The organism is Arsenophonus endosymbiont of Crataerina pallida (genome assembly GCF_964020125.1).
Lineage (GTDB): Bacteria > Pseudomonadota > Gammaproteobacteria > Enterobacterales > Enterobacteriaceae > Arsenophonus > Arsenophonus nilaparvatae.
Genome location: NZ_OZ026540.1, coordinates 1570530 through 1595078, shown reverse-complemented (window position 1 = coordinate 1595078; position 24549 = coordinate 1570530). Strand labels below are relative to the sequence as shown.

General features: G+C 40.3%; 40 protein-coding genes and 2 pseudogenes. 18 read left to right on the top strand and 24 right to left on the bottom strand.

Features of this window, described 5'->3' with window-relative positions:
- Nucleotides 1-9 precede the first annotated feature (9 nt).
- From flgE to AACL31_RS08505, 11 genes and pseudogenes are all read left to right on the top strand, one after another.
- Complete coding sequence (gene flgE / locus AACL31_RS08550) at nucleotides 10-1263, top strand: flagellar hook protein FlgE (protein ID WP_310512620.1); 1254 nt, start codon at nucleotides 10-12, stop codon at nucleotides 1261-1263.
- Nucleotides 1264-1277: 14 nt separating this feature from the next.
- Nucleotides 1278-2024 carry a flagellar basal body rod protein FlgF gene (locus tag AACL31_RS08545; protein WP_310512621.1) on the top strand — a complete coding sequence of 249 codons (747 nt, stop codon included), beginning with the start codon at nucleotides 1278-1280 and terminating at the stop codon, nucleotides 2022-2024.
- A 23-nt stretch (nucleotides 2025-2047) separates the two neighbouring features.
- Nucleotides 2048-2830 (top strand): flagellar basal-body rod protein FlgG, encoded by a 783-nt coding sequence (flgG, locus tag AACL31_RS08540; RefSeq protein ID WP_310512622.1) that lies wholly within the window; start codon nucleotides 2048-2050, stop codon nucleotides 2828-2830.
- Between the two features lie 59 nt (nucleotides 2831-2889).
- Nucleotides 2890-3081 carry a hypothetical protein gene (locus AACL31_RS21000; RefSeq protein ID WP_409013941.1) on the top strand — a complete coding sequence of 64 codons (192 nt, stop codon included), beginning with the start codon at nucleotides 2890-2892 and terminating at the stop codon, nucleotides 3079-3081.
- Entirely contained in the window at nucleotides 3063-3638 is a 576-nt protein-coding gene (locus tag AACL31_RS08535) for a flagellar basal body L-ring protein FlgH (RefSeq protein WP_409013942.1), read from the top strand. The genes AACL31_RS21000 and AACL31_RS08535 overlap by 19 nt, the downstream gene beginning before the upstream one ends.
- A 61-nt stretch (nucleotides 3639-3699) precedes the next feature.
- Nucleotides 3700-4773 (top strand): annotated as a pseudogene (locus AACL31_RS08530) (flagellar basal body P-ring protein FlgI).
- A complete protein-coding gene (flgJ, locus tag AACL31_RS08525) occupies nucleotides 4773-5696 on the top strand; it encodes a flagellar assembly peptidoglycan hydrolase FlgJ (protein ID WP_310512623.1) in 924 nt (307 codons plus the stop codon). The pseudogene AACL31_RS08530 and the gene flgJ overlap by 1 nt, the downstream one beginning before the upstream one ends.
- A gap of 171 nt (nucleotides 5697-5867) precedes the next feature.
- Nucleotides 5868-6929: a flagellar hook-associated protein FlgK gene (gene flgK / locus AACL31_RS08520; RefSeq protein WP_339053998.1), complete on the top strand. Its 1062-nt coding sequence runs from the start codon at nucleotides 5868-5870 to the stop codon at nucleotides 6927-6929.
- A 45-nt stretch (nucleotides 6930-6974) separates the two neighbouring features.
- Nucleotides 6975-7448 carry a flagellar basal body rod C-terminal domain-containing protein gene (locus AACL31_RS08515; RefSeq protein ID WP_310512624.1) on the top strand — a complete coding sequence of 158 codons (474 nt, stop codon included), beginning with the start codon at nucleotides 6975-6977 and terminating at the stop codon, nucleotides 7446-7448.
- Between the two features lie 35 nt (nucleotides 7449-7483).
- Nucleotides 7484-8422 carry a flagellar hook-associated protein FlgL gene (flgL, locus tag AACL31_RS08510; protein ID WP_310512625.1) on the top strand — a complete coding sequence of 313 codons (939 nt, stop codon included), beginning with the start codon at nucleotides 7484-7486 and terminating at the stop codon, nucleotides 8420-8422.
- Between the two features lie 532 nt (nucleotides 8423-8954).
- Complete coding sequence (locus AACL31_RS08505) at nucleotides 8955-9647, top strand: transporter substrate-binding domain-containing protein (RefSeq protein ID WP_310512629.1); 693 nt, start codon at nucleotides 8955-8957, stop codon at nucleotides 9645-9647.
- Between the two features lie 144 nt (nucleotides 9648-9791).
- On the opposite strand, the gene fliR is transcribed toward AACL31_RS08505, so the two are convergent.
- Together fliR and fliQ are read right to left on the bottom strand one after the other, a co-directional pair.
- Entirely contained in the window at nucleotides 9792-10577 is a 786-nt protein-coding gene (gene fliR, locus AACL31_RS08500; protein WP_310512630.1) for a flagellar biosynthetic protein FliR, read from the bottom strand.
- Nucleotides 10578-10579: 2 nt separating this feature from the next.
- Nucleotides 10580-10849, bottom strand: a complete 270-nt coding sequence (gene fliQ / locus AACL31_RS08495; protein WP_310512626.1) for a flagellar biosynthesis protein FliQ — start codon at nucleotides 10847-10849, stop codon at nucleotides 10580-10582.
- A gap of 185 nt (nucleotides 10850-11034) precedes the next feature.
- Between fliQ and AACL31_RS08490 the strand changes: the two genes are divergently transcribed.
- Nucleotides 11035-12003 (top strand): IS110 family transposase, encoded by a 969-nt coding sequence (locus AACL31_RS08490; RefSeq protein WP_339053928.1) that lies wholly within the window; start codon nucleotides 11035-11037, stop codon nucleotides 12001-12003.
- 7 nt (nucleotides 12004-12010) lie between these two features.
- Here AACL31_RS08490 and AACL31_RS08485 read toward each other — a convergent pair.
- The 14 genes and pseudogenes from AACL31_RS08485 to AACL31_RS08420 all read right to left on the bottom strand — a co-directional run.
- Nucleotides 12011-12199, bottom strand: a pseudogene (locus AACL31_RS08485) (Arm DNA-binding domain-containing protein); the annotation flags it as partial.
- Nucleotides 12154-12363, bottom strand: a complete 210-nt coding sequence (locus tag AACL31_RS08480) for an excisionase (protein ID WP_310513660.1) — start codon at nucleotides 12361-12363, stop codon at nucleotides 12154-12156. The gene AACL31_RS08480 and the pseudogene AACL31_RS08485, both read right to left, overlap by 46 nt.
- Nucleotides 12364-12396: 33 nt before the next feature.
- Nucleotides 12397-13008 (bottom strand): MT-A70 family methyltransferase, encoded by a 612-nt coding sequence (locus tag AACL31_RS08475; RefSeq protein WP_339053567.1) that lies wholly within the window; start codon nucleotides 13006-13008, stop codon nucleotides 12397-12399.
- A gap of 8 nt (nucleotides 13009-13016) precedes the next feature.
- Entirely contained in the window at nucleotides 13017-13259 is a 243-nt protein-coding gene (locus AACL31_RS08470; protein WP_339053279.1) for a hypothetical protein, read from the bottom strand.
- 195 nt (nucleotides 13260-13454) lie between these two features.
- The gene (locus tag AACL31_RS08465) at nucleotides 13455-14024 is read right to left on the bottom strand and encodes a hypothetical protein (RefSeq protein WP_310513203.1); all 570 of its coding nucleotides are present in this window, start codon (nucleotides 14022-14024) and stop codon (nucleotides 13455-13457) included.
- 11 nt (nucleotides 14025-14035) lie between these two features.
- Complete coding sequence (locus AACL31_RS08460) at nucleotides 14036-14734, bottom strand: hypothetical protein (RefSeq protein WP_339053927.1); 699 nt, start codon at nucleotides 14732-14734, stop codon at nucleotides 14036-14038.
- A gap of 86 nt (nucleotides 14735-14820) precedes the next feature.
- Nucleotides 14821-15066: a hypothetical protein gene (locus AACL31_RS08455; protein ID WP_339053926.1), complete on the bottom strand. Its 246-nt coding sequence runs from the start codon at nucleotides 15064-15066 to the stop codon at nucleotides 14821-14823.
- Between the two features lie 23 nt (nucleotides 15067-15089).
- Nucleotides 15090-15266, bottom strand: coding sequence for a hypothetical protein (locus tag AACL31_RS08450; protein WP_310513101.1), 177 nt, complete (start codon nucleotides 15264-15266; stop codon nucleotides 15090-15092).
- Between the two features lie 16 nt (nucleotides 15267-15282).
- On the bottom strand, nucleotides 15283-15858 hold the full coding sequence (locus tag AACL31_RS08445) for a DUF669 domain-containing protein (RefSeq protein WP_310513102.1): 576 nt from the start codon (nucleotides 15856-15858) through the stop codon (nucleotides 15283-15285).
- Entirely contained in the window at nucleotides 15855-16520 is a 666-nt protein-coding gene (locus AACL31_RS08440; RefSeq protein ID WP_310513103.1) for an ATP-binding protein, read from the bottom strand. Before AACL31_RS08440 ends, AACL31_RS08445 begins: the two co-directional genes overlap by 4 nt.
- 2 nt (nucleotides 16521-16522) lie before the next feature.
- Nucleotides 16523-16819 (bottom strand): hypothetical protein, encoded by a 297-nt coding sequence (locus AACL31_RS08435; protein ID WP_310509880.1) that lies wholly within the window; start codon nucleotides 16817-16819, stop codon nucleotides 16523-16525.
- Nucleotides 16816-16965, bottom strand: a complete 150-nt coding sequence (locus tag AACL31_RS08430; protein WP_290607096.1) for a hypothetical protein — start codon at nucleotides 16963-16965, stop codon at nucleotides 16816-16818. The genes AACL31_RS08435 and AACL31_RS08430 overlap by 4 nt, the downstream gene beginning before the upstream one ends.
- Before the next feature lie 197 nt (nucleotides 16966-17162).
- Nucleotides 17163-17483 carry a hypothetical protein gene (locus AACL31_RS08425; RefSeq protein ID WP_310513104.1) on the bottom strand — a complete coding sequence of 107 codons (321 nt, stop codon included), beginning with the start codon at nucleotides 17481-17483 and terminating at the stop codon, nucleotides 17163-17165.
- 1 nt (nucleotide 17484) lies between these two features.
- Nucleotides 17485-18282, bottom strand: coding sequence for an antA/AntB antirepressor family protein (locus tag AACL31_RS08420; RefSeq protein WP_310513587.1), 798 nt, complete (start codon nucleotides 18280-18282; stop codon nucleotides 17485-17487).
- Nucleotides 18283-18383: 101 nt separating this feature from the next.
- Between AACL31_RS08420 and AACL31_RS08415 the strand changes: the two genes are divergently transcribed.
- Entirely contained in the window at nucleotides 18384-18809 is a 426-nt protein-coding gene (locus AACL31_RS08415) for a coiled-coil domain-containing protein (RefSeq protein ID WP_339053925.1), read from the top strand.
- Between the two features lie 73 nt (nucleotides 18810-18882).
- Here the strand turns inward: AACL31_RS08415 and AACL31_RS08410 are convergent, their stop codons facing one another.
- Both AACL31_RS08410 and AACL31_RS08405 read right to left on the bottom strand, forming a co-directional pair.
- A complete protein-coding gene (locus AACL31_RS08410; RefSeq protein ID WP_339053226.1) occupies nucleotides 18883-19140 on the bottom strand; it encodes a hypothetical protein in 258 nt (85 codons plus the stop codon).
- 14 nt (nucleotides 19141-19154) lie between these two features.
- Nucleotides 19155-19616, bottom strand: a complete 462-nt coding sequence (locus AACL31_RS08405) for a pentapeptide repeat-containing protein (protein WP_339053924.1) — start codon at nucleotides 19614-19616, stop codon at nucleotides 19155-19157.
- 319 nt (nucleotides 19617-19935) lie between these two features.
- Here AACL31_RS08405 and AACL31_RS08400 point away from each other — a divergent pair, with 319 nt between their 5' ends.
- Nucleotides 19936-20346 carry a hypothetical protein gene (locus AACL31_RS08400; protein WP_310513604.1) on the top strand — a complete coding sequence of 137 codons (411 nt, stop codon included), beginning with the start codon at nucleotides 19936-19938 and terminating at the stop codon, nucleotides 20344-20346.
- A gap of 54 nt (nucleotides 20347-20400) precedes the next feature.
- Here AACL31_RS08400 and AACL31_RS08395 read toward each other — a convergent pair whose 3' ends face one another.
- Complete coding sequence (locus AACL31_RS08395; protein WP_310513605.1) at nucleotides 20401-20706, bottom strand: hypothetical protein; 306 nt, start codon at nucleotides 20704-20706, stop codon at nucleotides 20401-20403.
- A gap of 89 nt (nucleotides 20707-20795) precedes the next feature.
- On the opposite strand from AACL31_RS08395, the gene AACL31_RS08390 reads away from it, so the two are divergent.
- Nucleotides 20796-21308: a super-infection exclusion protein B gene (locus AACL31_RS08390; protein ID WP_310513606.1), complete on the top strand. Its 513-nt coding sequence runs from the start codon at nucleotides 20796-20798 to the stop codon at nucleotides 21306-21308.
- Nucleotides 21309-21431: 123 nt separating this feature from the next.
- On the opposite strand, the gene AACL31_RS08385 is transcribed toward AACL31_RS08390, so the two are convergent.
- The 5 genes from AACL31_RS08385 to AACL31_RS08365 all read right to left on the bottom strand — a co-directional run bounded on the left by AACL31_RS08385 (nucleotide 21432) and on the right by AACL31_RS08365 (nucleotide 23488).
- Nucleotides 21432-21665: a hypothetical protein gene (locus tag AACL31_RS08385; RefSeq protein ID WP_310513607.1), complete on the bottom strand. Its 234-nt coding sequence runs from the start codon at nucleotides 21663-21665 to the stop codon at nucleotides 21432-21434.
- Nucleotides 21666-21702: 37 nt separating this feature from the next.
- Entirely contained in the window at nucleotides 21703-21879 is a 177-nt protein-coding gene (locus tag AACL31_RS08380; protein ID WP_339053556.1) for a hypothetical protein, read from the bottom strand.
- Nucleotides 21872-22213: a hypothetical protein gene (locus tag AACL31_RS08375; protein ID WP_339053923.1), complete on the bottom strand. Its 342-nt coding sequence runs from the start codon at nucleotides 22211-22213 to the stop codon at nucleotides 21872-21874. Before AACL31_RS08375 ends, AACL31_RS08380 begins: the two co-directional genes overlap by 8 nt.
- A gap of 178 nt (nucleotides 22214-22391) precedes the next feature.
- Nucleotides 22392-22622 carry a hypothetical protein gene (locus tag AACL31_RS08370; RefSeq protein WP_339053922.1) on the bottom strand — a complete coding sequence of 77 codons (231 nt, stop codon included), beginning with the start codon at nucleotides 22620-22622 and terminating at the stop codon, nucleotides 22392-22394.
- A gap of 236 nt (nucleotides 22623-22858) precedes the next feature.
- On the bottom strand, nucleotides 22859-23488 hold the full coding sequence (locus AACL31_RS08365) for a LexA family protein (protein ID WP_310513183.1): 630 nt from the start codon (nucleotides 23486-23488) through the stop codon (nucleotides 22859-22861).
- Nucleotides 23489-23590: 102 nt separating this feature from the next.
- Between AACL31_RS08365 and AACL31_RS08360 the strand changes: the two genes are divergently transcribed.
- From AACL31_RS08360 to AACL31_RS08350, 3 genes are all read left to right on the top strand, one after another.
- Complete coding sequence (locus AACL31_RS08360; protein ID WP_310513184.1) at nucleotides 23591-23803, top strand: Cro/CI family transcriptional regulator; 213 nt, start codon at nucleotides 23591-23593, stop codon at nucleotides 23801-23803.
- Between the two features lie 134 nt (nucleotides 23804-23937).
- Nucleotides 23938-24282 carry a CII family transcriptional regulator gene (locus tag AACL31_RS08355; protein WP_339053921.1) on the top strand — a complete coding sequence of 115 codons (345 nt, stop codon included), beginning with the start codon at nucleotides 23938-23940 and terminating at the stop codon, nucleotides 24280-24282.
- A gap of 66 nt (nucleotides 24283-24348) precedes the next feature.
- A complete protein-coding gene (locus tag AACL31_RS08350; RefSeq protein WP_310513258.1) occupies nucleotides 24349-24519 on the top strand; it encodes a DUF2740 family protein in 171 nt (56 codons plus the stop codon).
- Nucleotides 24520-24549 lie beyond the last annotated feature (30 nt).

Sequence of the window (24549 nt, the reverse complement as noted above, 5' to 3'; positions counted from 1 at the left end):
GGAGGGCGTATGGCCTTTTCACAAGCAATTAGTGGATTAAATGTGGCATCCAGTCATCTGGATGTGATTGGTAATAATATTGCCAACTCAGCAACTTTTGGTTTTAAAAGTGCGATAGCTTCTTTTGCCGATGTTTATGCTGGTTCAGGTGTTGGCTTAGGAGTAAAACTTACCGCCATTCAGCAAAATTTTAGTAATGGCTCGATTACTAAAACGAATCGGGTGACCGATTTAGCCATCTCTGGCGGTGGTTTTTTCCGCGTGCAAGATACTAATGGCGATATTTTTTATACCCGTAATGGTCAGTTTGATAAAAATGCTAAAGGCCAATTAGTTAATCCCCAAGGAATGGTCGTCACTGGCTATCCGGTAGCAACGATAAATGGTATACCGACAATCCAACCTGGTGCATCACCAGCCCCGATTATTATCCCGACGGATATGATGAATGCTAAAGCAACCGACAATATTTCGATGACGGCCAATTTAGACTCAGGAAAAGCGGTAATTCCTGCTACTACTACATTTAGTCCAACGGATAATAAAACCTATAGTTATAGCTCCAGTGTGACTGCCTTTGATAGTTTAGGTAATGAGCGCGCACTGAATGTCTATTTTGTTAAGCGTGGCCCTAATGCAGCTCCGTCTACTGATGTTAAATGGGATATCTATATAGTTGATCCTAGTCAGACAGTGCCAACGACAGCAAGCCTAAGTCTCAATTTTAATCAACATGGCCAATTAAATCCGGAAACTGCCGCAAGTCCGTTAGCCGCTAATTTTGATTATAACTTAGCCGCTCATAACGGTAGTGCTGCCAGTGTGATTAATTTTAATTTTGCCGGTTCACGCCAACAGCGACTAGCTGAATCGAATATTTCTCATATAGAAAAAAATGGTTATCAGGCTGGTGAATTTACCAGTTTCAACTTTGAAGAAGATGGTTCTATTAGCGCTTCTTATTCCAATAGCCAACAGCAATTAGTCGGCCAGGTAGTGTTAGCCAATTTTGTTAATCCTACCGGCTTAATAGCGAAGGGCAACAACGTATGGGCCGAAACCAGTAGTTCAGGAACAGCGCTGATTGGTACGGCTGGCACGGGTATTCTCGGTAAATTAACTTCTCATGCGTTAGAAGCTTCTAATGTCGATATGGGACAGGAGCTGGTAACCATGATCCTGGCACAACGCAATTATCAGTCTAATGCGCAAACCATTAAGACTCAGGATCAGATGCTACAGACTCTGGTCAATTTACGTTAATGATGGGTGATTAAATGAATCATGTCATTTATACCGCCCTAAATGGTGCGCGTCATGCATTAGAACATCAAGCGGTCATTACCAATAATTTGGCTAATGTCTCAACCCATGGTTTTAAAGCTCAGTTAGCTGCCACCCGCTTTGTGCCGATTGAAAGCACAGTGGGGCACCAAACTCGCACACTAGCTATGGCATCAACACCGGCTACTGATCAGCGAGCCGGTGCGATGAACTATACCAGCCGTTCGTTGGATGTAGCCATCAGTGAGGGTGGTTATTTAGCGGTGCAATTAGCGGATGGGCGCGAAGCATACACCCGCAACGGCAATATTCAAATTTCCGCTGATGGTGAATTAGTGATCCAACATCGTCCATTGATGGGCGATGGAGGAGAAATCAGGGTTCCGCCCCAGGTACAACTGACGATTGCGGCCGATGGCACCATTACTGGTTATATTCCAACCGATCCACCGACCGATCTTGGCAAGGTTGGTAGGATCAAGCGGGTAAAAGCCAGCGAGCAACAATTGGTACGTGGTGAAGAGGGTTTATTTCATCTAGCTGAACCTAATGCGCAGCCGTTAGCGATCGACAATAGTGTCAAATTACTGTCCGGTGTACTAGAGGGGAGTAATGTTAATCCGGCACAAGCCATGGTGGCGATGATAGCCAATGCACGCACTTTTGAGATGCAAATGAAGGTCATCCATAGTGCTAATGATAATGCCCAGCGTGCTAATCAACTGTTAGCCATTAGTTAAGTTATTAAGGGAGAAAACAGATAATGATCCGTTCTTTATGGATTGCAAAAACTGGGCTGGATGCTCAACAAACTAACATGGATGTAATTTCTAACAACCTGGCTAACGTCAGCACCAATGGTTTTAAGCGTCAACGGGCGGTATTTCAAGATCTAATGTATCAAACCTTACGTCAACCGGGTGCACTGACTTCAGAGCAAACCTTACTACCCTCAGGATTACAGATAGGAACAGGTGTCCGACCGGTTGCTACTGAGCGATTACATAGCCAGGGTAATTTATCACAAACTAATAACAGTAAAGATGTTGCCATTAAAGGACAGGGATTTTTCCACATTCAATTACCCGATGGTAGTGATGCATACACCCGTGATGGTTCTTTTCAAAGAGATCAACATAACCAGTTAGTCACTGCCGGTGGCTTTGCGGTGGTACCGGCAATTGTGATACCGGAAAATGCACTTAAATACACCATCAGCCAAGATGGTATTGTCAGTGTGGTTACGCCGGGTAATTCTGAACCGCAGCAAGTTGGCCAATTAACCTTAACCACCTTTATTAATGAGACGGTTTTGGAAAATATTGGTGAAAATCTTTATTTGGAAACTAACAGTTCAGGTGTGCCGGTTGAAACGGCGCCGGGGGTTAATGGAGCAGGGCTACTCTACCAAGGTTATGTTGAAACATCGAATGTTAATGTGGCGGAAGAGTTAGTCTCCATGATCCAGACTCAGCGTGCTTATGAAATTAATAGCAAAGCGGTGTCAACTTCCGATCAAATGTTACAGCGCTTAATGCAACTTTAATTCATCCCGCCATCACCCTAGCAATAGACTGTGATGGTTGATCATAAAGAGTTTTTAACATGAATAAAAAGAGCATGGCCAATTTGCTACCGCTTATTTTTACCGCGATTCGCCAGACAGGAAATAGCCGATGGTGGTTGGCGATTATTGGCTCAGCATTGGTAATGTCAGGGTGTGCTTACGTACCGAAAAAGCCATTGGTTTCAGGTCCAACAACGGTTGAGCCGCAGCGATGCCAGGTGCCAAAGTAACCGGTTCGATTTATCAAGCTAGTCAACCGGTTAATTATGCCTATCAACCGCTATTTGAAGATCGGCGTCCCCGCCATGTTGGTGATACATTGACCATCATCTTACAAGAAAATGTCAGTGCCAGTAAAAATTCTTCTGCTAATGCCAGTCGTAAAGGGAAAAGTGGTTTTTCTGCTGGCGCTACACCGAAGGTGTTAAATAAATTAGTCGACGTTGATAAATTACAGTTTGATATGGAAGGCGAAAATGAGTTTGGCGGCAAAGGTGGCGCCAATGCCAATAATACCTTCAAAGGAACCATAACCGTGACCGTCACTAAATTATTGGCTAACGGTAATTTGCAGGTTGTCGGTGAAAAACAGCTCGCTATTAATCAGGGCACCGAATATATCCGTTTCTCGGGCGTGGTCAATCCAAGAACCATTAGTGGTAGCAATAGCGTCAATTCAACCCAGGTTGCTGATGCCCGTATTGAATATGTCGGTGATGGTTATATTAACGAAGCGCAAAATATGGGCTGGTTACAGCGGATATTGTTAAATATTTCGCCATTCTAAACAGAGGGTGCTTATGGTTGATTCATTATTAGCTAAGTTACTATTTTGGTTACCATTGCCAATGTTATTGTTATGTTCGAGCATGGTATCAGCAGAACGTATTCGTGATCTAACCAGTATTGAAGGCGTGCGGGAAAATGCGTTGATCGGCTACGGTTTAGTAGTCGGTCTGGATGGAACGGGGGATCAAACTATGCAAACCCCGTTTACTACCCAAAGTATGAATAATATGCTGTCTCAATTGGGGATCACGGTGCCAGCGGGTACCAACATGCAGTTGAAAAATGTGGCGGCGGTGATGATCACCGCCAAATTACCCCCTTTTGTCCGTGCTGGACAAACCATTGATGTGGTAGTTTCTTCATTGGGTAATGCCAAGAGTTTGCGTGGCGGTACTCTTTTGATGACCCCGTTAAAAGGCGCCGATAATCAGGTGTATGCCGTTGCCCAAGGTAACATCATTGTGGGTGGCGCCGGCGCCAGTGCCGGTGGCAGTAGTGTCAAGGTGAACCAATTAGCGGGTGGCCGCATTAGTGGAGGAGCGGTAATCGAACGTGAATTGGCCAGCCAATTTGGTAAAACCAACATCCTTAATTTACAGTTGAATGAAGAAAATTTTTCACTGGCACAGACTATTTCTGATGCAGTTAATCGTATCAAAGGTTTTGGTACTGCAACGCCATTGGATGCCCGAACAGTTCAACTCAGATTACCGGCTATTCAAAGTGAACAAGTGCGTTTTTTAGCGCAAATTCAGAATTTATCTATTAAATCAGTACCAATTGATGCCAAAATTATTTTAAATGCGCGTACCGGTTCGGTGGTGATGAATCGTAGTGTGATGTTAGATAATTGTGCCATTTCTCAAGGTGGGCTTTCGATTACGGTGGATAGATAAATTAACGTCAGTCAGCCTGACACCCCTTTTGCCGGTGGTAAGACGGTAGTGACCCGTAACACCGATATCACCTTGAATGAAAAAAATGATGGGCTACATAAAGTGAATGCCAGTGCCAATTTAAATGAAGTGATCCGCGCGTTAAATGTGTTAGGTGCTACGCCAATGGATCTCATGTCAATTTTACAGGCGATGGAAAGTGTGGGATGTTTGCGCGCTAAGTTGGAGATCATTTAATGCAAGATCTTGCTACACTGGTAGGAGCAGCCTACGACGCCAGATCATTGAATGCCTTGAAGAATCAAGTTAGCCAGCAGCCCCAACAGGGGCTGCGTCAGGTCGCTGAGCAATTAGAAAGTGTTTTTGTCCAGATGATGCTAAAAAGCATGCGGGCTGCTTTACCACAGGAAAGTTTGTTCAGTAACCAACAAAGTCATCTTTATACCTCCCTTTATGATCAGCAATTAGCCCAAGATTTGTCGCACAAAAGCTTAGGTTTTGCTGATATTATGGTTGAACAGTTAACTCGTCAGCATAGTGAACCGCAAGATGTTCAGTCTGCGCCGCCACTTAACCACCATCTACCGGAACAGATAGTTAGTACATTTCGCCGTTTTTTACCTGAAGAAGCAGCGGGAGCCCTAAAATATCTATCAGAAAACAGTGCTGATTTCCTGGCTAAGTTGTTTATACCAGCCAGAATAGCCAGTGAAAATAGTGGTATTCCGCATTTACTGATTATTGCCCAAGCGGCCTTAGAATCTGGCTGGGGACAGCGTCAAATTATGACTGTTGAAGGAACCCCTAGCCATAATTTATTTGCTATTAAAGCCGGTAAAAATTGGCGTGGCAAGGTGACCAATATTGTCACTACTGAATATATTGATGGCCAGGCAGTCAAAATACGCGATGATTTTCGGGTCTATCCCTCTTATTTTGAGGCGGTTACCGATTATGTTAATTTGCTGACGCAAAACCAACGTTACGCTAAAGTGGCGGCTGCCAACACCCCAGAACAGGCGGCAATTGCGTTACAAGCAGCGGGTTATGCTACCGATCCGAGCTATGTGCAAAAACTGATCCAACTTATTCAACAGTTGAAAACTACCACTCAACAAGCAAAGCAACTCTATCAGCATGATTTAAGAGATCTTTTTTGATGCTCACTACTTAAGTTTCGTCTTTCAAAGCCGATATTTTATTGGGTAAAACCATTATCTCACTGTCGGTTAGCTGGCAGTATTAGAATTTGTTAGGAGACTGACTATGTCTGGCAGTTTAATGAATACCGCAATGAGCGGCTTAAAAACAGCGCAAACTGCGTTGGAACAATTAGTAGTAACATAGCCAATGCTAAAGTAGAGGGTTATCACCGTCAAACCATTACCTTAGCAACGGATGGCAGCAGTACAAACAATGTGAATGGAGTAAAAGTGGCTGGTATTCAACGTGAATACGATGAATTTATCAATACCAATTATAACAAGTCATTAACAAAGCAGTCTGAGTTAAAAGTTTATGCTGACTATGCATTGCAATTGGATAAATTAATGTCGGCTTCTGATACCGATTTAGCTTCATCGGTGACTGAATTCTTTAGTAGTTTGCAAATGCTGTCAACGGATGCTGCTTCTGAACCGTTGAGAAATGTCGTGGTTAACAAATCTCAAGCTTTAGTTAATCGGTTTAAATCGGTTGAGCTACAATTTAATGCCATGGAACGGCAGTTAAATGGCAACATTGGCATGATAGCGGATAAAGTTTCACAGTTGGCGCAACAAGTGGCCAATTTAAATGGTGAGATCACAAAAGTCAAAGGCCTTCAGGGCGATGTACCGAATGAGATATTAGATAGGCGTGATCAACTGACACGCGAACTGTCAGCAGTGGTTGGCATTAATGTTGTTGCCCATGGTGAGACTATCAATATTAACCTTACTAATGGTTTATCACTGGTCAATGGTAGCAAAGCGAATAAGATCTTTGCGCAGCCATCAGCCGCTGATCCTAACCATATCACACTAGGTTATGATGATGGGATGACCATCCGCCGTGAAATTGATTATGCTTCTGTCACTGGCGGTCAATTAGCCGGTGCATTAGCCGTGCGTGATGAGGTACTGCAACCTAACCGACAAAAAATTAATCATCTGGGTTTGGTGTTGGCTGAAAGTGTCAATCAGGTTCAGCAGGGCGGCTTTGATTTACAGGGCAATGCTGGTCAAGCACTGTTTAAGACTGGCCAACCGACTATTGTGGCCGATCAACAAAATCAGGGTAGCAGTGATTTTTCTGCTCAATTTACCGATACCACTCAGGTTAAAGGCATTGACTATGCCATGACCTTTGATGGTAACAATTGGCAGGTCACTGAACTGGCAACAAAGCAGTAGGTAACTGTCAATGTTACACCTGCATCTGGTACTAACGGCACAAAATTGACCTTTGCTGGCATGGAAATTGAGGTTGCTACGACTTCAGCACCACAAGCGGGTGACCAGTTTATTATCAAGCCGGTTGAGGGTGTTATTGATGGATTATCGGTTGTGATGACCAATCCGACAGGTATTGCGGCTGCCGGCCAGGCGGGAGCAGGGCAAGCAGATAATAGCAATATTAAGAAAATATTAGCACTACAAGATAAAAAGTTGATTGATGGCACGTCAACTTACAGCAAAGCTTATACTTCGGTTGTTAGTGATATAGCGACTAAAGCAAACCAGGCTAAAGTAGACGTAAAAGGACAATCAGTGATAACCGATAGTTATTACCAGAAGCAGCAGTCAATTGTGGGTGTCAACCTGGATGAAGAATATTTGGAAATGGCCCAAATGCAAGAATTTTATATGTCAAACGCCAAAGTTATTCAAGTGGCAAATAACTTGTTTGAGACTTTAATGCGTATTTTCTGATGTTGATAATGTAATTAATTTAAAAGGAAAGAGTGATGATAACACGTTTAAGCAATCAATTGATGCATTATCAGAAGATGAGTAGCATGATGCGCTCCCAGTCAGACTTAGCAGAAAAATATCAGCGTATAACAACCAAAGAACGGCTGTTACAAGCAGCGGATGATCCGGCAGCAGCGGCAGAAAGCCTACAAATTAAGCAGACACAAGTCCGTTTAGCTCAATATCAAAGAGTGAATAATATTGCTCAACATCAGATGCAATCACAATTGCAGGTTGTAGACAAAATGGCGGATGTGACGCGTAACATCAAGGAAACCTTGGTGGCAGTTTCTAATCAATCGATTCTGAATGATAAAGAACACCTGGCTTATGCCACTAAAATTGAAGATTTAAAATCTCAATTGTTTGTTTTAGCCAATAGTAAAGATGGTTCAGGCAATTATATGTTTGCTGGTTATAAAACCGATACCGCACCGTTAGAGATGAATAACAGTGGTACGGTTAGTTATCAAGGTGGCGCCGATGTGGTTAAGCAACATATTGATGCTGATCGTGAAGTAACGGTGTACTTTACTGCCGAACAAGTTTTGTTGCCGACAGCTGGGTCAAATATTTTTCAATCATTAGATTCGGTAATTACTACTTTAAAAACACCTTATCAATCAGCGGCTCCTCAGGATCAAACTGCTATGTCCGCTGTGATAAGTACGGCTACTAGAGGTTTACAAGATACCACCAAAGCCCTCTCTACTATTACTAGCCAGCTTGGTTTACAATTAAAAGAGGTTGAAAATTTAAATAGCCGTCATGAAGAGACTTCAGTATTATTAAAAGAGCGGCAAAGCCAATTAATGGATACAAATTTGCTGGAAGAAATAACGGAATTTAAGCAGTTAGAAGAAGTGATGCAGGCTTCTTATAGCATATATGGTCAAATGAAAGATTTATCGCTATTTAAAATTTTGCGTTGAGTGATTTTGTTAATACTTTTTTAGATTACAAAGTAAACAACAAAAAATCAGCTGATAATTAAATAAAAATTTTACCAGGAGATATTTTTCTCCTGGTTTTTTATTTTTTTTTCATCTACGCTATTTTTATTTCTATCTTACTTATTTTAATTAATAGCTGAAAAATTATTTTTATTATTCAATAATAGTTAATTTTTTATATTAAATATTGAGCCAATATTATTGCAGGATAATAGAATTCGATGGATAGCTATTGAATTAACTATCAAGTTACTATATATAATATAACGTCAAAAATTATAACGTAATATCAAAAAATAACAGTTTCATAGTGTTGAAAAAATAGTAATATTGAACAAATTTTACTATTTTTCATTTTCATAATTGAGGGTAATTTTGTTTAGCTGGATTTTTCTGCGATAAACAATTTCCTGAGATAAAGGAAGGAACAAGCATAACGAAGAAATTGACAGTAGTCAGCCTGGTTTTCTTGAGCGCAGCAGCACAGGCGCAGTCTCATCTTGATCGAGTGATGAAAACGAAAACATTAACGGTTTGCGCAACGTGTGATTATAAGCCTTATACTCATTTACTGCAGGATGGTAAATATGAAGGGATTGATGTGGCACTGATGGAAAATCTGGCCACCAGTCTGGGAGCAACAGTTAAATGGCAAAAAAACACCTGGAAAACTTTAATGGAAGATTTTCGCAATAAACAGTGTGATATTGCGGTTGGTGGTATTTCTGTCACCTTAAAGCGTCAACAGACGGCTTGGTTATCTGCCCCAATCGCGGTTGATGGTAAAATCCCATTAGTACGGTGTGATGATAAAGCAAAATACCAAACTATTGAGCAACTCAATAAACCAACAGTACGTTTAATTGCTCCGTTTGGTGGTACTAACGAAGCTTTTGTGCACCGTTATTTACCGAAAGCACAGTTACAGCTGACTCATGATAATGTGGCAATATTCCAGCAAATTATTGATAAAAAATTTGATGTTATGGTTACCGATGCATCAGAAGCGCTTTATCAACAAAAGCAGTATCCAAAATTGTGCGCGCTTAATCCGAAAAGACCTCTGCAATACATTGAGAAAGCTTATATGCTGCCACGTGACGATATGAGTTGGAAACTATATGTAGATCAATGGTTACATCTAAATAAAAAGACTGGTGTTTATCAGGATATTGTTGCTGAGTGGATAGCGATACCTAAATAAACTCTATTACTTATCGGGCAAAGTGGCTTTATTAATTTAAAAATAAGCTAAATTTATACCGGTTATGGCATAGAATTAAACGGATTTAGCGATCTAGTATTAAATAAAGAATTAAAGTTATCGGAGAAAGCGATTTTAAAACTATTATTTTCCAGCTAATGTAAGCAATATCAGCGTTAATTGACCGAGAATATCATTAAATATTTTCTCGGCATATTTGGTCACTATGGTTGTTAACAGCGGTAATAGATAAATACCAATTAAAAGTGTCAGTGGGAAACCGACAACAAAAATAGAAAGCTGGGGGGTCATTCGATTTAAAATCGCCAAACTGATATTAATAATTAATAATAAGGTTAAAATAGGTAAAGCCAATAATAAGCCATAATAAAAAATAATTCCGGCTGATTGGGCAACTAATATAAAACTGTTGCTATTTAATGATGATGATAGCAACGGAATGGTTTGAAAACTATCTGCCAACAGTGACAATAGCCAAAGATGAATATCGAAAGAGAGAAACAAGAGTAGTAATAATAGATTCATAAAACGCGCTATAATTGGCATATTGGGGCCGGCTGACGGATCAACAAATAATGCAAAAGAGAGCCCCATTTGCATGCCTAATATTTCCCCTGCATAACGAACGATGGCAAAGGCAATTTGCATCGTCAGTCCCATTAATAAACCGATTAAAACTTGTTGTATTAATATCCAACAACCCATGGCAGAAAAGAGCGGAATTTGCGGTAAAGGCAATGCCGTTGAGATTAAAATCGTGATCATCAAGGCGAGGGCAATTTTGCTTTTTTTAGGAATTTGTCTTTCAGCAAAAAAAGGTGCAATACTAAATAGGGCTAATATTCGCACAAATGGCCAAAATAGTTGGTTAACATAAGTATAAAAAAAATCGGTGGTAAAAGTGATCATCATTAACCAATAAATTGCGGTAGTTGAGTGATTAACTGACGGGTATACTCAATAAATAGTTCTAACATCCATGGGCCGGCTACTATCCCAGTTATAAAAACCGCAATAATTTTAGGAATGAAAGACAGGGTCATCTCATTAATTTGGGTGGCTGCTTGCAATAAACTAATAATTAAACCGCTGATCAACGCCGCCAGCAACAGTGGTGCTGCTAATGCAATAGCAACTTTCATCCCATCAATACCAAGCCCCATCACTGTTTCCGGTGTCATTTTTACTCCTTGTATCTTGAAAACGGTTTAAAATAGTTACGATTAGATTTGGCAAGGTGCATGCAGCCCGATTCCTCCTAGGGTTTTAAGCCCGTTAATTAGCGACCGGCGCATACACTGAGCCACTCATCTGAAACCCGAACAGTTGTCCGTACTCCATAACGCATTTGCAAGGATGGGTAATCATGAGTCAGCCAAATCCACTTTGTGTGGGTATTGATGTTTCTAAAGCAACGCTGGACATAGCAGCCAGCTGTGATATTGCACAGTTTACGGTCAGTAATGACTCTGACGGTTTTGATGCCATTATCGCCGAATTGAGAAAGCATTCGGTGGTGTTGGTTCTGATGGAGGCAACTGGCGGGCTTGAAGCTACTGTGGCCTGCTCGCTCCAGGCTGAAGGCTTTGACGTCACTGTGATCAATCCCAGACAATCCCGAGACTTTGCCCGCGCTATGGGCTATCTGGCAAAAACTGACCGTATTGATGCCAAAGTGCTTGCACAAATGGCAGAGGTTATTAATCGACATCCGGAGCGAGAGCGCTTTATCCGGACTCTGCCAAATGCAGAACGTCAGGTTCTTGCTGCGATGGTCGTACGCAGACGCCAGTTGATTACAATGTTGGTGGCAGAACGTAATAGGCTGTATACCGCACATCCACAGAATAGAAAAAGCATCAACATCATCATCAAGGCGCTGGAAGATGAACTTGCCAGAATCGATGAGGATATGAACAACCACATAAGGAACCACTTTAAGGATCTGGCCGCTAGGCTGAGCAGCATTAAAGGGGTTGGTACCATGACAGTTGCTGCGTTGTTGGCGGAGCTTCCCGAACAGGGCAGCCTCTCGAGGCGAGCTATTAGCGCGCTTGTAGGCGTTGCCCCCATAAACCGGGACTCGGGTACCATGCGTGGTCGGCGAACCATATTTAGCGGAAGGGACGGAGTCCGAACAGCACTTTATATGGCCGCGCTTGTAGCAACTCGCTTTAATCCGGTGATAAAAGCCTTTTACATGCGTCTGCTTGCAGCGGGAAAAGCCAAAAAAGTGGCGCTGGTCGCCTGTATGCGCAAGCTGCTGACTATCCTGAACGCGATGCTCAGAAAGAACGAAGAATGGAATGAGTCGTACCATCACGTTTCTCCATAATTTTAACGTTCAAGACAGTTGCTAATAAACGCTCTGCATACTTTATATTTTTAGAGTTAACTTCTAGATTTGATAAAGGTTCTCTACATCTCAAGCCTTTATATGTAAAAGATATATTAATTGTAGAGCCAGCTTTATGTTTACGGATCATTATTCCTCTGGGAATATTAATTTCATTTTGTTTTTTCTGGCCCATTTGTTTACCTCCCTAATATCAATCCAACGCTCTTTTGAACCTTCAACTTTTAAAACTTGAACACCTTCTTGCCAAAATTGCCTTTGTAAACGTTTATTTATTGCTTCGGTTGATTCACCAAATAACTCACAATATTTTGAGATTGGTACGCATTCGTAAAACATATTCACCTCTGTACATTTTCAGATGTAGATTATTCAAAAACTCACACTATTCTCAGGTGCTTCATTGCCCCACACATCCCACCCCTGCACTTTGTCACGAGCAAAAAGTTCGATACGTTTCACGTCACCGTAGAGTTTTTCTAATCGGTAATGGACTTCCTTGGGTTTTTGGCTATGTTCACCGAGACAGGCGTAGATAACTTGTTTGATGGAAGCGTCCTTGCGTTCTAGTCCTTTCCCCTTGATGGCAATTAAGCAATCTTCTGAATTACTGCGGGTATAATTACCGCCATTCATGCGTGTTTCAGCATTGAGTAATGCCAGAAAGTCATCAGCATCAGACAGCTTGGCTTTTTCGATAGCTTTAGAAATCCGCTCTTTGGCTAACTTATTCAACTTGACCCAAGTAAATCCCTTCATGGTTTTGACTTTAAATCCCCATGCTTCTGCTAACCGGATAGCTTCCAGCGCAAAGTTCCCCGTGTACCACATGCAGAGTACGGAGTTATCATTAACGATGGTTTCTATGGGTAATCGGGTGAGGGCGTAAAAGTCAGTGGTGTTGTAGTGATTGTGTGCTGCGCCGTTTGATGCTTTGTTTTGGTATTGCCAGGGTGGGTCTGCGAGTATCAGGTCATACTTCACTTCATCTCCTAAACATACCAACTTTTACTTTTATGCAAGTCGTCTATTTTTTCTAACACAGTGATTTTATTACCGCCATTTCCGGTTAATGTTCCACTTTCTCCATCGGTATCAAATTGATATATCAATCCTTTGTTTGTTAATTTCTTCTCCCGCAACCTGATTATTGTCATCATCTCACCATGATAAATAACCTGCATCCCTGCTTTGACATGATGTAACGTTGTTCTGTATTCATGGATGTTATTCATAGTATTTCTCCGGTTATTGATTACATGAATGTAAATGTTGATCAAAATTTGATCAAATTCAATTATTTATGGTAGTCTTGTTTCTGTTGTGTGTTGGTTAACAGCAACATTTTCCCTGGTGTTGGCCAGCCTTGCGCTGGTCTTTTTTAAAGTTGCTCGGAAATACCAAATAGCGGTTGATTTCTTGAGTAATTGCTAGTGAACCATGACAGGTAATGGTATACCTTCATCTTGCAGCATCTTTAAATAGTCTTCATGGAGCGTTGTCAGACTTTCACGACCAAAATCAGATAAAATCATCCCGTCTTCAGGTGTAGTCGTAATAAAACCGTTATACATCCTGATGGCCATTTCCAGCCCTTGCTCTCTGCCATACTTCTCAATAGCAATGCTTTCAACATGATTAGCTAAAGCAAAGCGTTCAGCCGCAGGGTAAATGGTTATTGATGATGTGTCGTTCGCGTAAAGCGCCGCAATATCGATGCTACCCTCCTCATTTTGAACTTCAACTATCCCGTTCTTTTTGGTTTGCTCGATAATAAAGCAAGTGGCCACTATCCAGCGCCAAATACTTACACGTTGGTCTACGGTGGGTGAAAAGTAATTATGCTCCCATCCCTTGGATATGGCTCCTACAAGCGTGCATCCAGATTTTAAATCGTTATCAAATTTACCAGAGTCGAGCATATTGATAGCATCGGCATAAGTGAAACATCCTTGTTTCTCGTTAAAAATACCGGTTGATATCGGCACAAAATCAGTCATTATTTAGTTTCCTATTCTGAAATAGCAAAGCGCCCCATTTTGGGATGATACCACTGACTGCCACGTTTCTCAGCCTGAAGCATCATGTTATGCCGTGCACTTCTAAAGGCTGCTTCATCAACCACTGACATTTGGGTAATTTGGCCGCCTGGCGCAACATGGGGCACTTTTTTGCAAGGCACATTCCACGCCATGACTAATTGCCGACATTTCGCATCACTCAAGCCATACTTTGTTTTCAGATGGCTATAGCCTTGGAAACCGGCTGGGATAGTGCCTTGTTTGATATGTTCGATTTCTTCTGAGACTTGCTCTACCTGATGTTCAATACTCTTTAACCGACGCTCCTGTGCAACGTTAGCTAATGCCATTGCTGCAATAATTTCATTGGCGCTTTGTGGTTTACTTTGCTGCTCCAGTTTATCAATTAGCGAGCGGCGAACCGCTTTAGATTCACGGGCGGCAACGCGGAGGGCTTGCTTAAGCGTCATTTCGATAATTTCAATATCAGCGCCGTTTTTTTGACCTACAAAAATTTTGTAGGTCTCTCCTTCAAGTTCATCTTTAATGCGATCAATAAAGACGTTATTTCTAATAGGTGATTCACCATATTCTTTTCGTGTTTCGTTAACCATGAACAGTAATTGTTGCGAGTCTATTGTTTCACTGTTAGGAAGCATAACATTTTGTATATTTATTAAATTTTTCATGTAGTTATCCTTCAATATTAAAATTGATGAATGAGTATTAATTAAGTGGAATAAGCTAGGTGGGGTAATGACTTCTTGTTTTGTGACTATTTCTTCAAGGTATCAAGGAATACCCCCAAATAAACCATAAGAGCTGGCACTAGCATGATGCTAATAACCAGTAGCTCTTGCCCGCCTAAATGGATATTGCCTAATTCGCCACGCTTAAACCTGATTTGTGGGTCAATGACGGCATCGGCATGGGCAAGATGTCCAACTATCATTTCAAAGGTGAACGCTGCACTGATAAACAATAATGTCGTGATTAATAGTTTGATGATGTTAAGTTTCATAGTTGAACCTTTGTAAAATTAACTTATTTCTTAACACAAATCGCTTTGGCGTTGATATCCTTGAAAGTTTCAAATTCCCACTCAAACTGTTTAGCGGCGAATTGACACATGTTTTCAGTGTCAAACTCCTGAGTATGAAGGCTGGCTACGTTACTTGATGCGTAAGGGCTGGCGTACATGGCTAAGATTAAAATCCACATGGTGGGGACTCCTTGTCTAAAAAGGGGTAAACTCATTATTTACTTGTTCAGTGCTTACTGGCGTATTAGTTGGTCTACGCTCGTCTCTATCTTTCAGAGTGCGTAATAGATTTTTAACAGCTTGAGCGGGTTTGTTTTCAACTTTTTCTAAAAGCGTTTGCCCAGTGTTTGCTACAAATGGCATACGGATATCAAAGCTGTAACTTTCATCACCATTTTTCTTTGTTCTCAGAATTTTTTGTAAAACAAGTCCTACTTTCTTGCCATGAAATTCTGGCGCAACCAGGTTATTGTTGTGAACAACCGAGGTGACTCGCTGAATACCGACGCATCCCATAATGGCATTGACCATATTCTGACCAAAATTGTTGACTGTGCCGTCATTTTTCTTACAACAAATACTCAGATAGTTAACTTTTTTCCCATCCTCAGATTCACCCGAGAATTCAATAAACTCAGCGCCTCCTTCACTCCTTGTTAATTTAGCTTCCGTAATAGTGATTACATATGCGCCTGTTTCATTAATGAAACCTCCCTGATAAGCAGCAAGGGCAGATTCTTCTGTATAAGTAAAAATAACGTTGTGATTCATACTTTATTTTCCTCTTGTTGTGGCGTGATGCCATAATAGTTGCAGATAACTTTATCTATCTCGTTCAGGTCATTCTCAATGAGCTGAGAATCAAACATTCCCATAGGGCTTTTGCAGCAATCACTGCCATTTGATTGAGTTGAGAAAGAGTAAGAGCCGTTTGATACATGTGTTCGCAAAACGATAGTAAAATACCCTTCGGGTACGAGTGTTGAGTCAACTAATTTACCGACCGTTTTCATCCGAACGCTGCCGAAGTCATCGGTTTGAGTGTGGGACAAGATGTAAACACGCCGACGCGCTGAACCCTCGCCAGCAGCTCTAAACACATCCCAGGCATTCTTACCAATAGAAGTGAATTTGTCATACCCTCGCTCATTACATTTAGCCATGAGTTCATTAACCATCACAGCCTGATAGTCATCAATAACAATAATTTCATGTGGCGCTTTTTTAAGAACGGCTACGATATTATCGGTTTGGTCAGTGCGATATACATTGCCATCAGGGTTAGCGCTATTTCTTAATTTCCATTGTTTAGTGGGAAATGGCAGCGGTTTATTTATGCATTGAACGATTAACGTTTTACTTGTATCAAGATTTCTTAAGCTGGTACTTTTTCCTGTTCCTGACTCACCTAATATTAATGTTGCTGTTCCCATATCTAATCACCTCTGATTTTTCCACCGAACGGTCCATCTCTTAGTTCTTGACCAATGAAAGGGTTGTATTTTTTATTTTCTGTATTTATCGGTTGGTAATTTGTCGATGTTTTGGTTATTAGTTTTTCTATTTCTTTTGCTTCTTTATCGTACATTTCCATTGCTTGACGTTTTTCTTTCATTGACGGCGATAAGGGTTCTTTACCTTGTTTGATAACCTCTATTTGTTGCATTGCATAAGCAATAGCTTCCTCTTTCGACTTACATCTCTTATCATCAGTCAATCGTGGCATTTTCATGTAAAATCTCCTCGAAAATCCTGCCAGCTGATAGGGACGTTTTGTTGTCCAAGCACTTCACGTTGATGTTCATATTTGTTATGCTCCTTAAGCTCATTGCTTTTTCTTTGCTCCTTGAGCAACTGAGTCAATTCAAATAAAGTCATGGGTTATTCCTATCTTGCTTACAATAAAACGAGGCTTGCCAACGCGATGATTAGCAAGGTGGGGATAATTTTTATGGATTCTTTCCGAGAGAAGCTGTCACTATTTAAGATATAGCGAAGCTCCTGCTATTTAAGCTGGTTCATGTTTTTAAACCTTAATTGATATTTAGATGTGATTAATTTGTAGAATCCGGTCTTTATTCGTCCGTTTTCTTTGATTGATATTTGAGTAGTGTCTGTGTTGCTCTGCGGTGGCGGCGATGCGCGTTATAGAGTTCACGCTTTTTCTTCATTAACGCTCTATAGTGAGGCTTTGTATATTTGATGACCCCTTCGTATTCCGGTTTTTCTGGGCTAAGTGAACCACAATTCGCTCTAGGGTCACCATTTTTGAGTAAATATTGGCGTATAGCAGAATGATAAATATCTTTCAGCGTCACAATGGATTTTTCACAGGTAAAAATATCTTTGGATGCCGCAATGATACGAGCAATAATAACGTCCTGATTCATCGTCATCTTATGCCACCTGACTATATTTGTCGTGGGTGAATTCACCGTTCCAGTCTTTCTTCATTGGTAGCTTACCTTTGAGGTATTGGTTATATAGCCATGCAGCGCCTTTTTTTAGCAGAACAACTTTGTAACACTGGCGTTGCCCGTAATCGTTTGTCATGATAAAAGGTGATTCGGTTAGATACGTATCTCTCGCATAGGAGTGAACACGCCAAACATGGGGCTTGCAGATATCCTTTTCTGCGTCGTAGAGAAAATGACGCGATTCTAGAAATAGATTTATCTGGTTGATGTTCACGCCATTAAGTTGTTTGCAAAACTGAACTGGTGACATGCCAACCTGGAACAGGTTTTTAAGACTATCGATTTCGGTTTTTTGCTCTTTGTTAACTAACGACAAGTGTTGAACTTTCTCTGCCATTTCAGCGGCAAGCCGTAGTGCTTCAGGAAGTGTTTGTGGAATAACATGTGTAGCAGTTTTTGCCTGTCTTTCGCATTCAATAAAGTACTGTCTTGCCTGTTTCCCTTTTTCATTGCGCTCAACCATCGATAGTTCTTTCGCCATGTCGAGGGAAATATGATATTCCTTTGCTGGACGGCCTCCATTTGGGGTTTTTGATAAATTTATCAAAAAGTCCTGATGTTCAATAAAACCATATTGTTGAATGCGATCTTTTATCCAATTAGCAAACTCCTGCTTACTTTCCAAAAACGCATGTAAATCACGGGCATTAACCGTTTGGACAGTTTCGCCATTAATACTATTAGTTTCTATTGCAATCAGTTGATGTAATTTTGACATAAAAATATTTCTCCGTAATGAAACGAATGAAGGTATTAACGTGAAAGATTTTGCAGATTGAACCTGAAATCCGTTATACTTACCAAAAAGGAGGATTCCCTATGGGTCAAGTTGCATTTGATACATTAAAATTTGTTGAAACGCTTGAAGGTGCTGGTTTACCTAAAGACCAGGCAAAAGCTATATCTCTGGCTGTTCGTGAATCGCACGAAGCGGTTGATGTAGCAACCAAGAGAGATTTAGAAGATGTCCGTAAAGACATGGCTGCTCGCTTTGAGAAGAACGAAGCTCAAATAGCCGATGTTCGTAAAGATTTATCTGCTGAGATTGCCGATGTTCGTAAAGACTTATCTGCTGAAATAACCAATGTCCGCAAAGACATGGAAATAGTCCGCAAAGATTTATCTTCTGACATAGCATTAGTCCGCAAAGATGTCGAAGCGTTAACTAATAGTCTTCTTATAAAACTAAGTGCTGTTATGCTAGGGATTGTTAGTGCTGCAACGGCAATACTGAAATTCTTCTAATTCTTGCACTATAATTATCATTGGGCTGTTAGCTGAATGGTATAGCAGGGGATTTAATTCTTCGGTTGCAGGTTCAAGTCCTGCACAGTCCGCCAATTTCACGATATATCTTCATCAGCCTTCGATTCTCTTTTTTAAGACGCTCATTTTCTTTTGTTAAGCACTGTATAATTTCCTTGAAAGTTCTTGTTTCCATGTCGTCGTCATTCCATATATCAATGCTGCTTAAGTATTTTGCATCGCTCAAATGACGACTACCATTAGTTACTCCAACCAAATTGCCCATATTGGGATGTTTCGCTGTTACAATGCGTGGATTATCGAGCTCCATAAGCAGACTCCTTCTTATTGCTCTGTTTGGTTTAACCAGTCAGGGCGTTCACCTTTACCCAAGTAAAAATCCAGAATGTCAAGTAAACGAGGGTAGAATTCAAGTGCTTTTCTACCGTCCATCCCTGAGATTTCTTCTTTGGTAAATTGCCGCCATTTCTCTACCGAATGATGCTGACATCCAGCACGCAGATAGTTTCCATTTGTGATTGTGATTGGATAGGTTTCACCGATGATCATAAATGTAAACTCTGGCAGGTTGGCTCCATATAGGTCGGCTTCACGTAGTTTGGCTCTACACAGGTTGGCTCCATATAGTTTGGCTCCACGTAGGTCGGCTTCACGTAGTTGGGCTCCATATAGGTCGGCTTCACGTAGGTTGGCTCTACACAGGTCGGCCTTAGATCCATCCTCGCCAAGCGACTCTACCCAAACTTTATGTTCATCAAGTATTTTTCTTAATTCATCGCTGTTCATTTTTTACCCTTAATTTCGGCAATAAAAAAGACCTGATTAGGTCTTATACATTTGTGTGAGATAGGATGTATGCCGAGTGCCTCTCGGTGTCCGCTTACAGTCATGACGGACGGGTAAACGCAATCAAACGCTATTAGCTATTTGAAAGATAATTTATAGTGTTGACTGTCCCACGAGCGCAGAGCCGTATTCACACATCCTTAAATTGATTAGATTGCCTGAATGTTTAACCACCTCAGGCGGCAGTGGTTCCTTGCTTTCCACAGTCAAGGAAATTTGATATATTGACTTTTCCACAGTCAAAGAAAATATATTTAACATGGATATTAATTTATTTATCGGCACGATTAAAAATGCTATTGGGGCGCTTTCTAGCGTTCAAAGCAATGAAGTCCTTCGAGAGAGAATCGTTTTCATCCATGAGCAGCTGGAGGTAGTTCGAAAATCCAATGAAGCTACCATAAAAGAACTGTCCGAAGCAAAAGCAAAAATAATAGAATTTGAGAAGCAAATAGCGAGTTATAGGGAAAAAGATGAGTTTGTCGAGCATATGGGAGCGTCTTTTCGAAAAAATCCCTCTGGCGGCTACATCACATCGGTGTATTGCCCCAATTGTCTTAAACAGGTCGGCGCTGGATTCCCCCATTTCCCCTTTCAGTGTCGAACTTGTGGTTGGCTTTCTTCGTTTAAAGGTAGAGAGCTTAAGCATATAATGAGTTCCTTACCTTAAAGGTAAATTTTAACTAAAAATTAAGAGAGAATTCTTCTAGATTACTTAATTTCTTTAACGACGAAAAATAGAGGTCATGCCTTCTACGATCGCCTCGGCGGTCGTTTTTGCTGCTTCGATGACATCCGCTTTTTCACACCGTTCTTTGACTAAATGTGTCACCACCTCATAAATAGCGGGCTCCGCTTTTTCCAAACAGTACTTGGCAATTTCCCTATCAATTTTCCTGTCGCCGATAGTGACCAATTTCTCAGTTGAATTAACTTTGTTTTCCATAGAAACCTCGTGTTTGTTATTGAATTTTCCGGCGGTAGCTTGACCGGAGGCGTGAATTTTAGGTTGAAACGCCTGTCTTTTCACCACATCAGGCTCGGTGGTTTCTCTTGTACCCCTACAGAGAGAAATAGGCTAAAATAATCTCACCCTTACAGAGTGAGAAAATTAAGCCTATGAACAACACTTGGTGGCAGGAATTTGTTCGTTTCTTCCTGCAAGGAATAACACTAAACCGATTGATGTATATGCTTATTATTTTTGTACTATTGATATTAATTACACCCTCATCAATAAAAGACTGGATTAATTCCAGTAGTCCGGATATTTTTTTATCTTACTGGCTTTATTTCTGTTTGTTTCTTGTTAGTTATGTGACTTCGCAATTAATCATGCTCTTAATAGCTGGTGTTAAACGAAGATTCAGGTCTCGTATTAAACGCTCAACAAGGCAAGCAATATTAAATACATTAACTAATGATGAGATCAGTTTAATTAAATACATGATTGACTCAGGCGAAATCGTTGAATTACCAACAGAAAACAGAATAGTCAACAAATTGAGGCAAAAAGGCATAATTGAACGCTATTATCCCCCTACGGAATCCTTGCTTATATTTTTTGTGGGTGACAATGAAAAAGAACTTTTTAAGATAGCTGATGCTTATAAAAGCGATTTCCTTTATTAACTCCTGATATTTCTGGCTCGTCAGGCTCGCCCCCTTTGTGGTTTACGACAACACACAAAACAGGTATATCAATAATGAGTGACTAGCCTGGTTGACGATTGGGAAGCCTGGTTACCGTATACATCATGAATTGGCAAACCCAAAATTCTTATTGTTTTTACCAGGATCTTTACTAGCTCTTTTTTCTAGCTCTTCTGTTTCAAGTGCAATAAAACCGTCTCTGATAGCCGATGCAAGTGCTTTCGCCCTGACATTATCGATAGCACGATTTGAATCCATTTCTGCCTGTAATGCATACAGTAACGCTTCGCTGGCTTTCTCTTGAGATTTTTCACTCAATTCTTCAAATTTCATCATTTCTCCTAAAATAGAATGTAATATGTCAGTGCGAAACTTATGTATTTTCTACAATTAACCTACCTCCGCATTCTGGGCAATAGTTCATGTCGTTTTCTTTCGGGCCACCATCCATGAATTGAAATGTAAATCCGCAAGATGCGTCCCAATAATAATCTGAATCAATCCAAGACCATTCACATTCTTTACGCTCTTTTTCGTCATTATCAAGCATTTGCACTAACTCCAAAATGTGATTTAGGTTTATTGTTAAAACGTTTGCTGTTGTACAAAGCTGCTTGAGGTAAACAGCAATTATCAAATGCGTCATAAACTTTAGTAGGACGAATTGATATAGCTTTTTCTACACGATTTATCACTTTTCTTTTTAGTGAAAGAATAGGGCGTTTAGTGTTTGGCGTTGTTTGTTGCTGAGAGGGTTTAGATGGATTTAACGCTGCTTTTAATGCCATATTAAGCGCTTTGTTATAGTGATAGGCTGCTTGCTTGGCGCTTCTACGCTTATGTCGACGACGGCGAGCATTATCATAACCATGAAAGTTACACATATGACCTCCTGACAATGGGTTTTGGTGGTGTGTGATAAAGCTAACAAGTCAAATTTACAGTCATATTAATAGTGCCCTGGTGTTGGTTTTAACTTAATGACTGTATTTTGGCTATTTCACACACCCCAAAACCGACTGTTTGGGTGTTTTATGGTTACGCTTTTTCAGCGAAAGAGTGTTAAAGAGCGGTAAAGAGCGGTAAAGAGCGGTAAAGAGCGGTAAAGAGCGGTAAAGAGCGGTAAAGAGCGGTAAAGAGCGGTAAAGAGCGGTAAAGAGCGGTAAAGAGCGGTAAAGAGCGGTAAAGAGCGGTAAAGAGCGGTAAAGAGCGGTAAAGAGCGGTAAAGAGCGGTAAAGAGCGGTAAAGAGCGGTAAAGAGCGGTAAAGAGCGGTACGGCTTAACTGTCGTCACTTGCCTTCATGTTCATATGCCTCAGGCTGGCTACTTAGCAACGTCTGGCAAGGTTTCAGATAACTCGGAGTCTTGTCTGGCGTTTGCCTGTTGCAGTGAGTTGATGTAATATAGTTTATATAACAAAACTAATTGTGTCAATGTTTGTTTTGTTATATAAACTTTAGGCAGGCAGTTTATGTTAAAAGAATTTTAGATTTGACTTTTTAGTTCAGCGAGTTATTAAAAAGAATGGATTAGACAAGATCAAACTCAATACGAGTTCCAACACCAATGATACAATCTAAAGTATCAATCTGGATAGGTCTGTAATTGGGATTTATAGAGATAAGATAATTATTTGGTCCGTCTATAATTAATCTTTTTATTATAATGGCATCAGAACTAGGTAAATGAGCAGCCACTATCAGATCACTACTAACTTTATATTTAGGATCAATAATTAACAAAGCTCCTTCAGGAAGTGAAATCCCTGATCCAGCTGTACTTACCATAGAATCTCCTCTAATTTTAACTGCAAAACAGGAATTATTGGTATTAAACGAAGTTTCTATCCAAGGATTATTATTCATAATACTATCACTCCATGTTACTGCCTGCTCTAGCGATAGTAGTGGTATTTTTTTCATTTTATAATGATACGGTTTTACTTCATCATTTAACTCACCTTCTAATAACCATTTTTCACTTACTTTAAGTACGTGGGCTAAAGCAGCCACATAATCTGCTGACGGTTTATTCCCGCCATTGATCCATTGACTCACTGCTCCTTTAGAAGCTTTAGTCGCTTTCACAATGTCTTTGTGTTTTAGCTTTAATTCTCGCATGCGCGAGATGATACGTTCATTAATAGTTGTTTTTTTCATGTTTATATTATTAAACATTTTAAGTTTTGAATGTTGATCATATTTGTTTTGTTGTGTAAACTTCCTGACATGGTTAAATCTCCTATGGATGGAAATAAGTTCATGCTTAAGAAAAATGTGATTAATTATTTTGGAGGTACAGTTGCTACAGCAAAAATTCTTAATATTTCCAAATCTACAGTTAGCCTTTGGGAAGAGGTTATTCCTTGGAAATATTCTCTTCTCATTGAAAAATTGACGAAAAAGAACCTAATGCTTGATGTTAACCTTTATCAAAATAAGACAATAAAAACTCTGAAAAATAATTCGATTTAATTTTTTATTAATAGATTGTTCTAAACAATTACCGCTCTTTAACAACCTGGGCTCCCTGAAATTGGGAGATTTTACATTCCCAGCCCATCGGGAGGGATAACTATTATCTGAAACTTATGGAATTAAGTATAGACATGGAAACCACAATTACACGCAAATCAAATGCAAAAAACATTGAAGCCATAATACGCAATGGCATTCAGGCGCATTCAGCAATACGAATTGCTCAGGCTATTGGTGTAAATTCATCTCAAATCACGAGATGGCAGTCAGAGGATGGGATAATTCCGAAGATGGCAAAATTGCTTGATTACATTGGCTACGATTCACCGAAGCAGGATTTAGTCATAACGAATATATCAGGTGAAGAGATACGCAAGCTGATAGACATGCTGGAGCATTTGAGATTGCCAAAAAAAGAAGCTTCAAGGTTAAAAAACGATGAAGCCTCTAAATGTCAAGTCGAGGGTTGTATTTAATTAGTATTTCAAGGAGAAGGGAAACACCGAATTTCCCTTTTTTCTTTCAATTTCAGCGAGGTCATTATGCCAAAAAAACGACGATTTTACCAGCCAAATATCCATAAAAACATTATTCGAGAGAGCTTCAATCACTCTTTCACAGAATTAGCCGCCAAGAAGCTTAAAGCTGCATTAGAAGATGCGAAATTAACGCTTAAACACCGTCAAGAATCAATTATGAGGGAATCAAAATGAAATCGTTCAATAATTACAACACGCCATCAG